Below are 16,266 nucleotides of genomic sequence, written 5' to 3'. Positions count from 1 at the left end.
TTGCATTTAAGACAAAACCGCATAATTAACAAAACAAAACAAAAACACATTAATTATCCGGTACGGTCTTAACACCAACCGACAGAACCGATTGTTATCATTCAAAAAATTGCAGTAATTCAAGTTATATTGCATTCGCCAATAAATTTAACTATTGACGAATGCAATACCTAATTGAAATTAATATCTCATCTGTTTGCCAAAGAACTCGGTTGCAACTCCTCTTATAACACCTGCATACACAAGTACCCAAATAAGATTTATAATTACTTCTTTATAATCTCCGGACAATGTATACTGAATTGAGTCAACAGCGTGTCTGAAAGGAAGGATATTACAGAAAGTAGCAAAGCCGCCTTCCATTGTGTCCAAATCAAAGAATGTACCGCTCAAAATGATTGATACACTGACAATCATTGAACCCATACCGCCAACCTGTTCAGGTGAAAAGAAAGTTCCAAGTAACAGACCGAATGAAATGTACAAAAGACTTACTGGAATAATAACAACAAGTGCAAGGAAAATCCTTGGTGTAAATTCCAAGCCGAAAATTAATGATGCAATAAAGCATACAATAGCCTGCAAAATAGCCATTATTACCATTGGGAACTGGTATCCCCAAACATAATCTCTCTTTTTAAGAGGAGATGAAAAAAGTCTTGTAAGGAATGAACTTTTTCTGTCGTTAGCCATCAATGTTCCCAAGAACAGTGTTATAAATGATAATCCAAACACAACCATATCGGGAGCAAAGTTTGAAATTGAAAAAATCTCTTTTGGCATTCCCTGAATACTGTTAGAAAGCACAGAAAACAGTGCCAACATTATTACAGGAAATCCTATACCGAAAACCAAACTCAAAGGGTCTCTTAAAATTTCTTTACGGTTTCTTGAAGAAAAGTTTAAAAATCTCATTTATTCTACCTCCGTATCGGTCAAACTCAGAAAAGCATCTTCAAACTTAGTCTTATTTGTAATTTTCAGAATTTCATCAACCGTACCAAGGGCTTTGAGCTTTCCGTTATTCATTATTCCGATTCTGTCGGCCAAGTTTTCTGCTTCCTCAAGATAATGTGTTGTAAGTATTATTGTAATCTTACCCTTAAGTTCAGCAATAGCTTCCCAAAGATTTTTTCTTGCTCTTACATCAAGACCGAGTGTAGGTTCGTCCAAGAACAGAACCTTTGGGTCAGAAATCAATGCCATTGCAATGCTCAGTCTTCTCTGCATACCGCCCGACAAAGACTTTGCCTTGTCGTTTGCTCTGTCAGCAAGTTTAAACTGTGTCATCATCTCATTAGCACGTTTTTCGGCTTCTTCCTTGTCACAGCCGTATATTCTTGCAATAAGCTCAAGGTTTTCTTTTACGGTAAGCTTCGGTGCAACGGCTGTTTCCTGAGGAGAACCGTTGATTATTTCCTTAACCTTTTCATAATCGTTCTTAATACTGTGTCCGTAGATAAATGCATCTCCGTCAGTAGGAATCAATATACACGAAAGCATATTGATTGTTGTTGATTTGCCGGCACCGTTCTGTCCGAGCAAAGCAAACATTTCACCCTCGCCAATTTCAAGATTCAAAGAATCAACAGCGGTTCTTGTCTTGAACTTGCGCGTCAAGTTCTTAATTTCAATTGAATTCAACCTTAATTCGCCTGACCTTTCATAAGCATCTTTACCATCATATCATTTTTGATGATAACCAAGCCGCCCTTAGATTTTTCGCCCAAAACTGCAACGTTATCGCCCGGAACAATACCGAACATATCCATTGCTTCCTTTGGCAAAACAATGCTTCCGTCTTCTTTTACCTGAACAACGTAGCTTGCCTTTTCCTGTGAACTTTTTTTACCAAACATACAATTTGCCTCCAAACATTTAAATTATATTTTTAGTTTGTTAGTTAGTAATCATAAAATTATATTTAATCACAAGGATAACCGACACAATAATGTATTGCCGGTTTGTCCCGATAAGACGGAATTTTCTTTGCTTCAAAAATATAACCGTCAACCTTGATATCTTTTATAAGATTATCCAAATCCTCTTTTGTGTACACCCTCATTGCAGAAACCGCACTGTCCCACATCATAATAAGCGGAATCAAAGGGATAGGATATACTAAAATAAATCTAAGAATTTTGGTTAGAACGCTGCCCTTAATTGCTTTTGCAGCCATGACCCAATACATAATTAAATACAGCGGAAAGAACACAATCTGCAAAATCAATATAAGCCAAGATTTTTCACGCGGAAACATAGCCGCCTCGCCAACAACAATTCCGTTATTTTCTTTTGCAGCACATTCAAGAATCTGCTTTGCCTGTTGCGGGCGCATGTGGTGGAAGCTTCCGAAGAAAGTACGAACACCTTTTAGCGACGCAGGAACGTCGGTTGCATCAACAGGTTCTGTTATGTACTCAACTTTTTCTTTAAATTCTGCCGGAATACTGTCTATTGTTTTTTTATTCGGATACAAATCTGTTAATACCAATTCAAAATCAGGCTTTTCTGCCTTGATTAAATTGAACAGACGAAACCAAGGACCACCGCCGCCAGAGCAAAGGTCAACAACTGTGTTTGTCTTGCTTTGGTCTAACGCATTAACTATAACAGGAACAATTCTGTCAAACATCGGATTTTTGTCGCTGACTTTTATTGTGTCCGTAATGATATCGCGCAGGAAATTCGGAAACCATTTAAAATCCATAAATTCAAACCAATGTACTCTTTTCATAAAACTCCCTCCCAACTGTTAAAAATAATTCATTTAAATTTAAACGAGATTAAAATTATTTTACTTCGTCCTTACGGAACATTGCAAATGTAATTGCAAGCATTGCTGCTGTAAATACAATGCCGCTGATTAATATCTTAATTACTCCCTCTGTGTCAACACTCATTGTACACTCTGTCATCATTGAGTACGGCAAAGCCGAGAAGAAATCTGAAATTCCGTCAACACTGCTAACGGCAGAAGAAATAATGTCAAACAAGAATGCCGATACAAATCCGGTGATAATTACCGGGATAGTCTTTTTGGTCTTAAATGCAACCGGAATACAGATGCTGAGCCTTGCAATATAGAGAAATACTATAAGTAAAACGACAAGAACAGCTTTTGCTATGTGACCGCCGTTAACCTCTACTCCGTCGGCATTTGTCAAAACGTCCATAAACTGAGACGGAACACCGATAAGGTCGTGACAATCCATTTCGGTAGCAAAACCAATAACAGATGTGATTACATAAGGCAGAGTGATAAATACCATTCCGATTGCAAAGGCAAAGAACTTAGACAAAATAATTGCCAGTCTTCCCTTGCCGCAAACAATCTGGCTGTGAATGTTCTTGTTGGTAAAGTCTCCGGCAATTAAAACACCCGACAAAATACCTCCCAACAAGGAAACCAACATACTGTCTCCAAGCAATGAAACGTTTGTGCTCATCTCAAGCTCAAATGTTCCCTGGTTAATTCCGTACAAAACATATGTAACGCCTATCGCACTAACACAGCATATCAAAAAACTGATATATATAGATGTCATCTTAGACATTTTATAAAGCTCTGCTTTAATTAAATTAAACATTTCCGCTCTCTCCTATAACGCTCAAAAAGTAATTTTCCAAAGTCTCACCAAGGCGTGAGAATTCATAAACCTTTATGTGATTATTAAACAAAGCATCCGATACCTTCTGCTTCTCGTCCACAAAGTCATACAGTCTTATGCTTCCATCCTGCATTCTCTTGTATTTCTTTGTTCCGAGTTCATTTTCAATTACCTTTATTGCCTTATCGGGATCGTCACAAGTAATTGAAAGATAATGCTCACATTTCTTTTCAAGTTCGTCAAGCGTTAATGTTTGCTTTATAACGCCTTTGTCAATAATAATATAATCTGTTGCGGTCTGATACAGTTCCGGCAAATTATGGCTTGAAATCAAAACCGTAATATTCTTTTCCTGGTTAAGTTTTTTGATAAGATTTCGTATCTCAACAACACCAACCGGGTCCAAACCGTTTACAGGTTCGTCCAAAATCAAAAGTTCGGGGTTTGTCAGCATTGCAATTGCAATTCCGAGTCTTTGCCTCATACCAAGGGAAAAATCCTTAACCTTTTTCTTTGGGTCAACACTGCCAAGTCCGACCATTTCAAGCAGTTCGTCATCAACCGACTTGTCTTTTATGCCTCTCATAATTTTAACAAGCTTAATATTCTGCTTTGCGGTCATTCTTCCGTTAAGGCTCGGATATTCAATCAGCGTACCGATTTTCGACAGTTGCTTGTTGTATTCTTTGGCGCTTGAAGCACCAAACAATTCAATTGTGCCTTCGGTTGCATAACTGAGTCCCGAAACAATTCTCATAAGAGTTGTTTTGCCGGCACCGTTTTTTCCGATTAAACCATAGATTTTTCCTTTTTCCAAAGTAACAGATACATTGTCCAAGGCCTTATATGATTTAAAACACTTACATAAGTTTGTTGTTTTTAACACATAGTTCGACACTATATTACCTCCATTCAAGTAACCCGTTCCACATTATTTGTAAGAAAACACAAAAAAGCAAATTATATAAAAATTCTCCCTTGTTTTGCCGTAAACATTTTGTGTACTTAATTAAAAAACAGAACGAATAATGCAGACTTATTATACCATATTAAAACAAAATATGATATAGTATTTGGAAAAATATTTGCGAAAAATATATGCAATTAATCTGAAACAAATTCGTCAATTTCTTGCCTGATAAGCCCTATCAATCTGTCTTCGGACTGGTTCTCATTAACAAACTGATGGTCGCCTGCCATTGTGTAAAGTTTGAACGAATCCGAAGTAATATTCTCCCATGCATTCATTTCATCAATGTCTACAATATAGTCGTCAATGCCGTGGAAACCTACAATCGGCACTTCAAATTTCTCATCGGGATTATGCTCATATCTGTCAATAATGCAGCAAGCCGACAGCAGAAGCGGCAATATTGCCTTTGTGCTGCTCTCGTCGTAATCCCAAACCTTTTGGTACGCTTTTGCAATAACGTCAATTGCCTTAGGGTCGTCTCTGACTTCTCTATACTCAGGAATACGGTTAAAGCCCTGCGGTTTAATCTCATTAAGAATTTTAACTATACTTGAGTTTTTAATTTGCGGACTTGTGTAACCCGATATAAACAGCTTTCTGTAATCAGCCTTTGGATTGTGTGAAAGCTTGTATCCCAGTCTGTAAGAGAACAGGGAACCCCAGCTGTGTCCGAAAGATGAACACGGAACGTCAAGCAATCCAGCGTCTTCCAATACCTTTTCAAGTTTTTCAACAAATTTGTTAACGTCGGTAGGCGCATTTTCTTTTATTCTCTGAATGTCAAGTCCGGGAATCATAATTGCACAAACCTGAATATCATCACCAAGCTTTTTCTGCCATTCGTCAAACATATCGGCGCTTCTGAAACCGTTCGGGAAGCAGAACAATCTTAACTTTGCCTTTGGATTTGGCTTATAGTTATAAATCCAATGCTCAACGCTCATATCGTCAACTGCTTCTTCGTTGTCTTCCTCAATTTCGTCAAGGTCAACCTTTACACGGCCCGGAAGCAGCTGGCTTACCTTTTTGGCAACTACGACAAGGTTCTTACACTGAGCCAAATCCGAGAACGGAATTTCAACTCCGAGCAATTCTACCGTTTTATTAAAGAACTGCAAGCCGCTCATTGAATCCAGTCCCAAATCGTCTATCGGTTCGTCAATTGAGATTTCATCAGGCTTACAACCCAAAACATCAGCCATAATGCCGCGCACATATTCGGTAAGCAGTTCAATCTTCTTGTCATTTTCAGCATTCATATACTGCATCAGGAAGTGGTCGTCCTTGCCGTTTTTGTTTCCCTTGGACGCAAGCATTTCCTGAAGCATACCCATTTTTTCTTCATCAAACTCTTTGAGTTCAATTGAATCAATTCTAATGAGAATGTTGCCTGCTTCGTCAAATATTTCAAGCTGACCTTCAATAACGCTGTTTTCCATATCGAACTTTTTCATTGCAATATGGCCAAACACATCTTTTGGAGTGTTTTCGCTTTCACTGAAAGATATTCCGCTTATACTTGACACCATGTACTTTTTGCTTTCGGGAACTTCGCACATTACGATATAATTGCAAATCTGAGCCGCACTGTCAACAATGCCCGGATTCATATTTAACCCGTATTTAAAGTTGCCGTCCTCAATTGTAGGCTGACGGAATTTTGCAAAAACTTCGTTTCCGCTTCGATAAACCTTGTCAATCCATCTTACCGAACCGCCAAAGTACATTCCCTTTTTCTCTTCAAGCATATTATAAAAGTCTTCGCCGTTAACTTCTTCGTTGCCGCAGGATTTTTGCAGGCTCGGAATATCCGCAATATCGGATACGTATTTGCTGTCTGATTCTACAATCTTGCCGTTCACATTCATATTCCAAGAATTTTGCTCAACGTTTTTGCTGTAAAACTTAAAGCTTAGCGAATCGTCTTCATTAGGCTCTAAAACAAGCAACACTTCCTTGTTTTCACCCTCAAAAATCATCAGTGCGGATACAAATTCCATATCTGTTACCCTGTATGATTCATCGGCGTAAGCGTCACCCATAACATTTTTGAGCATTTCAAAATAATATCCAACGTGTACCACACCGGAGTTGTCCGCAACTTCTCTGAAGTTTTCGCTTGAAAATACAAAGTGATATTGCTTTTGTGCGTACGGAAGGTTAATCGGTTTTCCGATAAATCTTTCGCTAACCTTTCCGACAGTTCCGAAGCCCTCGCTGTCTGAGCATGGAGGGGTTATCCAATAGTGATTTCTGCCGAACGGATAGTTAGGAAGCAGTATCTTTTTGTAATTGTAGCCGTTGTAATATCCGCGCCACTTAATATTACCGCCAAGACATATGCATCTTGCAATAAGCTGTAAAATCTCTGTAAGCGAATTGCCGTTCTGCAAAAGAGCAAGTTTTACAACGTCAGCTTTGTCATTCAGACAATCACTTGAATCTGAACTGTTAATTCCAAATTCTATAAAGAATCTGTATCCCTGCTGATAAAGGGAATCCATTATTTTTTCGTAATCAGCCTTTGAAGATAAATGAGGCTGTATTAAATCTTTTTTGATTTCATCGGTACTTCTGAGAGTTGCACCCGAATCAGCCGACATATATCTGTATCTTGGCTTTTTGAATTCAACATCCGCAAATCTGCCTGTCATTGACTCGGAATTGTCTCCGTCGGTTTCAAACATAAGCATATCGGCGGCAGCTTTTAAATCAATTATGCCCGAAGTAACTGCGGAAACATATGCTCCGACTTTTTCACCAACCGTGATTTCAGGTACAATACCAAAGCTTTCAAAAAGCTTAATCAAAGAATATTCAACAGAGAATAACAAAATGTCGGTTTGTTTTTCATCTGTATTTGCCTTTTCAAAATTTTTAAAGTCACTTTCAATGTTTTTATAAACATTTTTGAAGCACTCAAAGCAGTTGTTCATTTCTTCTTTGAACAAGTCAAATACTTCATAAAGTTTTGAGGCTGTACCAATAAGATTTCCGTCTTTGCCGTTAAATACAAACGCAAGCTTCGGCTTAATCATATCGTCAACGCTCGAAGTGTATATAGAATCGCTTATATTGCCAAACAATGTGCGCTTTGCTTTGAGTCTGTCGTCGCCAAGGCTGCTTCCAATCAGCTCTACCTTTGAAATATAGATAGATTTTTCCTTTTCATATTTTTCAAGAACTCCATCAAATTCACTGATAAATTCTGGAATTGTATTACCGATAAATACAGCGCAGTGTCTGTATTTTACTCTGCAAACATTTGTGGTAAAACAAACATCTGCAACATTCAAGTCCTTATGTGTGTTAAAGTAATCTTTGTATGACTTGATTTTTTCAACAAGCTTTTCCTCATCTTTTGCGCTGAGGAAGAGAATGTGGTTGTCCATCGGTCTCTCTTCTGCGTTGTCATCACTTACATACTCCGACAAAATCATATGTCCGTTTGTTCCGCTGAAACCAAAGGAGCTGATACCGGCAATTCTTCTTTTGCCGTTGACTGAGTTCCACGGCATACTGCTTGTCGGGAATACAATCGGATTATCGCCGACAACAATTCTCGGATTCAAATTGTGAAAATTGGCAATAGGCGGCATCTCGTGATTTGTAAGGCTAAGTACAACTTTGATGATACTTGAAACGGCAGCAGCCGACTCCAAGTGTCCTATGTTGCCTTTTACAGCGCCGACAACCAAATCATGGTCACGCTTTTTAACGTTTTTGCCAAAATACACATCCTTGATTGCGTCAAACTCAATCGGGTCTCCAAGAGGAGTTCCCGTTCCGTGAGCCTCAATATAATCAATGTCATTCGGATTTAAATTAGCATTTGCCAATGCGTCTCCGATTACTTTCTTTTGTGCCTTTCCGTTTGGAACGGTCAAGCCACTGCTGGCACCGTCGTTATTAATCGCACTGCCCTCAATAACGGCATATATTGTGTCGCCGTCTCTTTGTGCGTCCGACAAACGCTTTAATACCAAAACGCCGCAGCCTTCGCCTCTGCCGTAACCGCTTCCGTCTGCATCAAAAGGTTTGCTGACGCCGTTTGCGGAGATTGCATTCATTGAACAAAGCGAGCTCATTACTACCGGCGAAAGCATTAGGCTTACGCCTGCGGAAATTGCCATGTCACATTCTCTTTTTCTCAATGATTCGGCAGCCAAATGTGTTGTTACCATTGAGGAAGAGCATGCTGTATCAACCGATACGGCAGGGCCGTTCCAGCCAAAATAATATGATATTCTTCCCGAGGCAATACTTGAGTTGTTACCGGTACCGACATACTGGTTTATTTTTGACTCATCCTGGGGAAGTTTTCCGTATTCGCCGTTACTTGAAATTCCAATAAAAACGCCTGTATTGCTTCCTTTTAATTCATCGGCATTTTGACCTGCGTTTTCAAGAGATTCCCAACAAACCTCCAGCAACTGTCTCTGCTGCGGGTCCATAACATTTGCTTCTGCGGGTGAAATCTGAAAAAACTTTGCGTCAAACTCAGAAACATCCCTTTTAAGAAAGTTACTTTTTCTTACATACATCTTGTTGGGTTTTCCGGGCATTGGGTCATAATAATCATCAATATTCCAGCGGTCGGCAGGAATTTCAATTGCTCCGTCTCCGCCGGCATTCAAAAACTGCCAATATTCTTCGGGATTGTTACATCCGCCAGGAAAGCGGCAAGCCATACCGATAACAGCTATTTTTTCGTTGAGTTCGGCATTGGCCTGCGCAAGCTTATTTTGCAGGTGCTTAATTTTAGAAATGGATTGTTTTAGTAATTCACTCTTATCATTATTGGTCATATCCTAAAATTTCTCCTTTACCAATTAATCTTCTTCAAGCATACTCTTGAGCATATCAGCCAATTCGTCCTCGCTCATATCGTTAAGCTCCTCGTCAATTGCATCGTCATCTTCCGAATCAGCATTAGAATCGTCAAAGTACTCATAAACATCATTAGCCGCAAAACCAAACAATGTGCGAATTTTATCAATGTCGCCGTACATAATGCCGATGCTGTCGTAATCAAACTTGAACAATGTATCGCAAATTTCCTGTCCCTGTTCAGAATCCAGAGGCGAAATTCCGAAGCTCTTTTCAAACCATTTTTCTGTTTCTGCACCGGACAAAACATTGCTCTCTTTGTAGAACGGCCACAAAACGGAAACTGACTTTCCGAATCTCTTTTTGTCGCCGCACAATGTGTTTCTGTAATCCGCAAATGACTTTAGATACTGACTTGTATAACAATAGTCCGACTGACCCGTGTAACCAAGCAGTGTTATGAACGATGAGATTAACATAAAGAAGTCCAGTTTTTCATCATTTAACACAGCGTCAAGATTAATTGCCGAAACCAAGTTTTCGGATATAATCTGCTCAGAATATAACAGGTCTTTCATATATATTTTGTTATCCCTTGCGCTTTCGGCAGTATGGATAACACCGTTAATGTTTCCGTATTCCGAGTGAACCTTTTCAACAAAACGGCTTGCAAGGCTGTAATCGGTCAGGTTTGCATTTATATAATTTATTGTCGAACCGTCGCCGATTGCCGAATTTGAAATGTAAGCCTGCTCATCGTCGGATAGGTCTCTGTTGCCTGCTACTATGACATTGCAGTTTTTCGTATTGCTGAGATAACGTGCAATCAACAAGCCAAGCACACCGTCAAAGTTGGTAACAACATATACGCCGTCGCTCCTGAGCTGAATAGCGTTGCTGTCATTGCTTTTGATTTCCTGAAGCTGGCTTTCATACCTTTGACCTTCGCTGTATCTGACGGATAATCCGCCGCCAACATATGTAAGCTCCTGAAGCAGGGTGTTTGCAACCGATGTACAATCTGCATTGCTGTCCGTAAATTCAACAAGCTTGCAGGAAATTGCGGGATTTTCTATCTGCACTGTTTTAAACAAACCGATAACGGCTTCTTTTTCAGGAATTACAGTATTTTCAGAATTGAACGCAAACACAAAATTGCACTTGTTCTTTGTGTTCATCAAAGACTTCATTACGCACAAAATTGTATCATACAGTTTGTTGATAACTGACTTTTCGTCTCCTGCTTCGTCCTGTGATTTTGCAAAGTCCCAAAGATACACGATGTTTTCAACTTTGATTTCCTTGTCTTCCAATGTTGAGAACAACATATTATATGAATTTTCATCTGCAACCGTAAGCGAGCTGTTCTTGCTGTTGTAACCGAATTTTTTGCCCTGTCTTACTTGAATTGCTCTGCCTACCGAAACATTGCCGTCGGCGGACTTAACAGCATTAAACATTGCCCTGTCATTTGTGAATACCAAAACATCATCAATTGATACTCTGTTATTTTCCTGAACAACAGGTATCCAGCTGTCGTTAAAGTAAACTGCGCCGATACTCTTTTCAGCCTGTTCTTCCTCTGTATCATCAAGCTGCTCGGCAGATTCCTGTTCCTCCAACAATTCAAGAATATAATCTGAAAGCTTGTTTATATTTGGGTAATTGAAGAACAACTGCATATCCAGTTCCAAACCGAATATTTCGGTCAGGCGGTTATATGCCCTTGTCGTTTCAATTGATTCCAAACCGAGTTCAAAGAATCCTTGGTCAGGGTCAGGAAGCCTGCCCTCTGCAAATCCCAACAGTTCGGAAAACACATCCTGAATGTATGAAACCATATTCTCCATACGCTCGGAAAGCGGCATATCCATTATCGACTCGATAAACTCCTGGTCAATGCCTCCTGCCTGACTACCGTCAACGGATTCTGACTGAGCGTCATCTGTCAAAATGTCTGAGGTCTCGTCGGAAGCAGATTCGGAAGTCTCTGTTTCGTCGGTAGCTTTGCTAACCTTTTTCTCATATAGCCAATAGGACTCTTTTTCAAACGAATATGTAGGCAATGAAACTCTGTGAGGTTCATATTCAACATAGAGATTTGAATAATCAATTAATTTTCCGTTTATCCAATACCGTGCTGCACTTAGAATTGTTTCATCCAATGCATTGTTTATGATAAACGGCATATTGTTATCGGGACAATCCACTATACTTTTGGCTTTTGCCGCAAATATTCTTTTATCGTCCTTATAATCATTATTTATATATTTATCTAATACACTCTTTAATTCATCATATGAATGTACTGCAAATGCTACTCTGTAAGCAAGCTCAATTCTTCCTACCTGCAAGGTATATGCAAAATCTCTTATATCAGGCAGAGATTCTGCTTCGAGGAATGTTCTGAGCTGTTTAACATTGCGCTCCAAAGCTTCACTGCTGAGAGCAGAAAGAGGAATTAGCAAAGTTGTTTCGCTCTTTACGGCTTTCTCTCTCTCGGGTTCACGGTATTCCTCAAGCACAATGTGTACGTTGACTCCGCCAACACCGAACGAACTTACTCCGGCTCTCATTAACCCCTCGGGGTTTTCAAGATTGTTATCCACAACCCATTTCTGTGCGCTCGTCTGAACATAGAACGATGTGTCTTCAAAGTGAATATTGTGATTCAGGCTGTCAGAATTAAGCCTGCTCGGGAAAATAGTGTCCGATTTAAACTGCATCAACACCTTTGTTATCTGAGCAATACCTGCCGCAGCCTCAAGGTGACCTGCATTGGATTTTACCGAACCGATTGCACAATACTGCTTTTTGTCAGTATATTTTTTAAACACATCGGTAAGAGCGTCAATTTCAATCGGGTCGCCCAAAGATGTTCCTGTGCCGTGAGCTTCAATATAACTTATTGTTGACGGATTTATTTTTGCCTTGCCCAATGCTTTTCTGATTACCTCTGACTGAGCAACAGGGTTTGGAACAGAATATCCGTTTGTCTTGCCGCCGTGATTTACTGCCGTACCCTTAATTACACCGTAAATATGGTCGTTGTCGGCAATCGCCTTTTTCAGCGGCTTTAACAAGATTGCTCCGACGCCCTCACCGGGTACATAGCCGTCGCCGCCCTCGCCAAAGCTTCGGCAATGACCGTCAGACGCCAAAAATCCGCCCCAATTAAGGGTTACATATTTGCTTGGGTGCAGTGAAAGGTTAACGCCGCCGGCAATAGCCATATCACATTCTCCGTGAATAATGCTTTCGCAACCCATATGAATTGCATAAAGCGATGATGAACACGCTGTATCCACCGCAAGGCTCGGTCCCTTTAAATTCAACACATAGGATATTCTGTTTGCAACGGAATAAAGCTGTGTGTTTATCGGCATACTCTTATCTTCAACGCCGTTAAGTCCGTACGTGTTAAACGAAACACCTACATAAACTGCAACGTTTCCTCTTGTGTCGTCTTCATCGTCACTGCAAAGACTTTTTGGAGAATAGCCTGAATCTTCAAGACAGCTCCAAACCTTTTCAAGAAGAATACGCTCCTGAGGGTCCATATATTTTGCATTATTCGGAGTTATGTTAAAGAACTGCGGGTCAAACTTGTCTGCATCGCTGATAAATCCGCCCCACTTGCACTTTACTTCCGGATAATCCCTGTAATCCCAGCGTTCGGGCGGAATCTCCGTAATTAAATCCTTGCCGTTAAGAAGATTGTCAAGGTACTCATCCAAATCCTTTGATTGCGGATACTGTCCGCTTATACCGATGATAGCAATATCATCGTCCTCATTGCCGTTATATTGAGGATAACTTTCAACCTGAACAACACGGTCGTCAGCCGAAGAAGAATCCGATACTGCATAATTATTCTCTGTGCCGAATAAGACATTCAGCACTTTTTCTCTCTGCTCTTTTACAAAATACTTGCTTAGAGATTTAAGATTTTTATACGTAAACAGCAATGACGAAGGCAATTTGCCAAAGTAATTTTCAAAATACGTATTTAATTGATTTATGTATATTGAATCTAATCCGTACGCCTCAAAGTCCACATTTTCCTGAAGTTGTTCAACAGGAATTTTAAGTACCGCAGAAAATGCCTGTTTAAGGTATTCAACAACCATATTTCTTAGCTCGGCGTCGGTTATGTTCTTAGTTTCAACGTTTCCGGAATTATGCGGCACAAAATTCGGCAAAGCGGATTTTACTCTGTTTACAGGCAAGAACTGCTCCTCAACCAATCTTCCGCTTTCTGTATTTTCCGTTACCCAACAGCGAACCTTTGCAAACGGATATGTAGGCAACGAAAGTCTGTTCATTTTGTGACTGTACAGCTTGTTCCAGTCAAACGAAACGCCGCTAATCCACAATTCCGCAATTTTATTGTAATCTTTGTCTGCCAATAATTTATCGGCATACTCAACACCTGAGTCCGACTTTACAAACTCGTCAAATTGCTCTGTGTAATTATTTGTATTTCCGCAGAAAATACTTCCGTTTGATTTGCCGTTTAGATAATCATACAGCAAATCTCTCAACTCCCACACATCGGAAGCAATTATTGCAAGGCGTTCTTCCATCTCGCTTCTGCCAAGCTGCAATGTGTAGGCAAAATCGTCCAAATCAAGGTCAACGTCTTTATGATTAACCTCGGTTTTTGTTTCGGGTTTCTCAGAAAGATGTTCTGCAAGTTTATGAACGGTCGGCTGTAAGGTTATAAAATCAATAGAAATCGGCTTGTCGGTTTTGCCCTTTATTATGTCGCAAAAACTGCTCAGTTGGTATCTGTCCAAGCCCAAGTCACAGAAGTAATCGTCTTCACTGATAACACTTGGTTTTATACCCAAAACACTGCTGGCAGCGTTCTTTATTATGTCTGCAAAATCATCTGTTCCGAGTGCGTTTTGCTTGTCCTTTTGAAGTTCGTCCGAACCTGTGTATCGGCACACAAAATCAAGCATTTCCTGAGCGTAAGATTCAAGACAATCTTCGGTTTTTGCAGACAAAACAAAAAGTCTCGGCTTTTTCTCGTTATTTATCTTAACTGCCTCATCATTGCAGTATTCTTCAATTATAATATGTGCGTTTGCTCCGCCTGCGCCAAAAGCACTTATGCCCGCACGTCTCGGATATTCAACTTCCTTGCCGTCGGTTTCAACAATCGGTCTTTTCCATTCACCGAGTTCACGCTGTACATAAAACGGAGTGTCCTCAAAATCAATAAATTCGTTAAGATGCCTTGAATGGATTGACGGCGCAAGGCTCTTGTTTTTCATTTGCAGTATTACCTTGGTAATAGCCGCAACTCCGGCAGCGGATTCAAGGTGTCCCACGTTTGACTTAACCGAGCCCACCGCACAATATCCGTTGTCATCGGTGTAATCACGGTAAGCATTGGTCATACCGGTAACTTCAATCGGGTCGCCAAGTTTTGTTCCGGTTCCGTGAGCTTCAATATAGCTTATTGTTCTTGCACTTATACCTGCTTCCTTCAAAGCCGTTTTTATAACATCGGTCTGAGCAGCAGGGTTTGGAACAGTGTAACCGTTTGTCTTTCCGCCTGCATTAACAGCGGTTGACTTAATAAGGGCGTAGATATGGTTGCCGTCCGCAACAGCTTTTTTCAGCGGTTCGATTACAATTGCGCCGACACCCTCGCCGGGCACATATCCGTCACCGCCCGAGCCAAAGCTTCTGCACTTTCCGTCAGTTGACAAAAATCCGCCCTGGCTAAGCTGAACATATTTATTCGGATGTAGTATAAGGTTTACACCGCCGACAACAGCCATCTCGGATTCACCGTTTTTAATGCTGTTGCACGCAAGGTGCAGTGCGGTAAGCGACGAAGAACACATTGTGTCCAGCGCAATGCTCGGTCCGTGAAAATTATAGAAGTACGAAACTCGATTTGCAATTGAAGCAAAGTTACACCTACCGGTCATCTTTGCCCCGTAATCATATGTTTCAAGGAGCTGATACAAACCGAACATAACGCCGACAAAAACGCCGACATTTTTGTTGCTCAGTTCCTCTTTGGAATAGCCCGCCTCTTCAAAAGCTTTCCAGGTTGTTTCAAGGAAGAGCCTTTCCTGAGGGTCTGTAAAATCGGCTTCAAGCGGAGTCATATTAAAGAACAGCGGGTCAAACATTTCAACATCGTTTAAAAATCCGCCCCACTTTGCATAGGTCTTTCCTATATCTCCCTTTTTGTCAGAATAATAAACACTGTTATCCCATCTTTTATCGGGAATTTCAGTCACGCAATCTCTGCCGTTTTTAAGGTTATCCCAAAATTCATCAATATCATCAGCCATAGGGTATTTTCCTGCTACACCTACTATGGCAATATCGTCATCAAATTGATTATTTAGAACAGCTAAGTTCGGCTTGCCCTTTTTAACGGCTTTTTTTACAGGCTTTTGTGGCACCGAAGAATCCTTTTTCTTGATTATTCCAAGTTTGCCGATTCCCGCAGCTGACTTTACATCAGACTTTTTTTCAGGCACCGCAGTTTCGCCTGCGTCTGCGCCAAACAACTTTGCAAGCTCCGTATGTTTATTATCAAACAAATACTTAGCTAATTCATCAACTGTGTTATATTCAAAAAACAATGTCTTTGAAAGCTTTCCCAAGTCGCTTTCCATTGCTTTTGTCATACTCATTATCGCAACAGAATCTATTCCGTATCTGTCCAACGAATCCCTGTTGCGTATTCTTTCCTTTGAAATATTCGTCTGTTTTGAAATTTGGTCTTTTAAATAATCGACCGCAAGTTCCCACAATCGGTTTTTGTTTGTGTTATCAATATGATTTGGTTTTTGATTATTTTCCATCTTGCAATGCCTC

General features: G+C 40.2%; 8 protein-coding genes. All 8 read right to left on the bottom strand.

Translation table 11 applies throughout. The annotated features are described in order from the left end of the window. Positions 1-180: 180 nt before the first annotated feature. The 8 genes from BLP46_RS02025 to BLP46_RS01990 all read right to left on the bottom strand — a co-directional run bounded on the left by BLP46_RS02025 (position 181) and on the right by BLP46_RS01990 (position 16,253). Positions 181-915 carry an ABC transporter permease gene (locus tag BLP46_RS02025; RefSeq protein ID WP_092974846.1) on the bottom strand — a complete coding sequence of 245 codons (735 nt, stop codon included), beginning with the start codon at positions 913-915 and terminating at the stop codon, positions 181-183. After that, positions 916-1,644, bottom strand: a complete 729-nt coding sequence (locus BLP46_RS02020) for an ABC transporter ATP-binding protein (RefSeq protein ID WP_092974842.1) — start codon at positions 1,642-1,644, stop codon at positions 916-918. Between the two features lie 2 nt (positions 1,645-1,646). Continuing rightward, on the bottom strand, positions 1,647-1,859 hold the full coding sequence (locus BLP46_RS02015) for a hypothetical protein (RefSeq protein WP_092974838.1): 213 nt from the start codon (positions 1,857-1,859) through the stop codon (positions 1,647-1,649). Positions 1,860-1,924: 65 nt separating this feature from the next. After that, positions 1,925-2,737: a hypothetical protein gene (locus tag BLP46_RS02010; protein WP_092974835.1), complete on the bottom strand. Its 813-nt coding sequence runs from the start codon at positions 2,735-2,737 to the stop codon at positions 1,925-1,927. Positions 2,738-2,792: 55 nt separating this feature from the next. Beyond that, entirely contained in the window at positions 2,793-3,590 is a 798-nt protein-coding gene (locus tag BLP46_RS02005; RefSeq protein WP_092974832.1) for a hypothetical protein, read from the bottom strand. Then, the gene (locus BLP46_RS02000) at positions 3,583-4,509 is read right to left on the bottom strand and encodes an ABC transporter ATP-binding protein (RefSeq protein ID WP_092974829.1); all 927 of its coding nucleotides are present in this window, start codon (positions 4,507-4,509) and stop codon (positions 3,583-3,585) included. Before BLP46_RS02000 ends, BLP46_RS02005 begins: the two co-directional genes overlap by 8 nt. Before the next feature lie 206 nt (positions 4,510-4,715). After that, positions 4,716-9,392, bottom strand: coding sequence for a beta-ketoacyl synthase N-terminal-like domain-containing protein (locus tag BLP46_RS01995; RefSeq protein ID WP_092974827.1), 4,677 nt, complete (start codon positions 9,390-9,392; stop codon positions 4,716-4,718). Positions 9,393-9,416: 24 nt separating this feature from the next. Then, positions 9,417-16,253 carry a beta-ketoacyl synthase N-terminal-like domain-containing protein gene (locus BLP46_RS01990; RefSeq protein ID WP_092974824.1) on the bottom strand — a complete coding sequence of 2,279 codons (6,837 nt, stop codon included), beginning with the start codon at positions 16,251-16,253 and terminating at the stop codon, positions 9,417-9,419. Positions 16,254-16,266 lie beyond the last annotated feature (13 nt).

Source organism: Ruminococcus sp. YE282, from assembly GCA_900101355.1.
Taxonomy (GTDB): Bacteria; Bacillota; Clostridia; order Oscillospirales; family Acutalibacteraceae; genus Ruminococcoides; species Ruminococcoides bromii_A.
This window is presented reverse-complemented; position numbering and strand designations above follow the sequence as displayed.

Excerpts from the sequence above, each read along its gene's own strand:
- BLP46_RS02025 (WP_092974846.1), bottom strand. The coding sequence starts at position 915 with ATGAGATTTTTAAACTTTTCTTCAAGAAACCGTAAAGAAATTTTAAGA.
- BLP46_RS02015 (WP_092974838.1), bottom strand. The coding sequence starts at position 1,859 with ATGTTTGGTAAAAAAAGTTCACAGGAAAAGGCAAGCTACGTTGTTCAG.
- BLP46_RS02010 (WP_092974835.1), bottom strand. The coding sequence starts at position 2,737 with ATGAAAAGAGTACATTGGTTTGAATTTATGGATTTTAAATGGTTTCCG.
- BLP46_RS02005 (WP_092974832.1), bottom strand. The coding sequence starts at position 3,590 with ATGTTTAATTTAATTAAAGCAGAGCTTTATAAAATGTCTAAGATGACA.
- BLP46_RS01995 (WP_092974827.1), bottom strand. The coding sequence starts at position 9,392 with ATGACCAATAATGATAAGAGTGAATTACTAAAACAATCCATTTCTAAA.
- BLP46_RS01990 (WP_092974824.1), bottom strand. The coding sequence starts at position 16,253 with ATGGAAAATAATCAAAAACCAAATCATATTGATAACACAAACAAAAAC.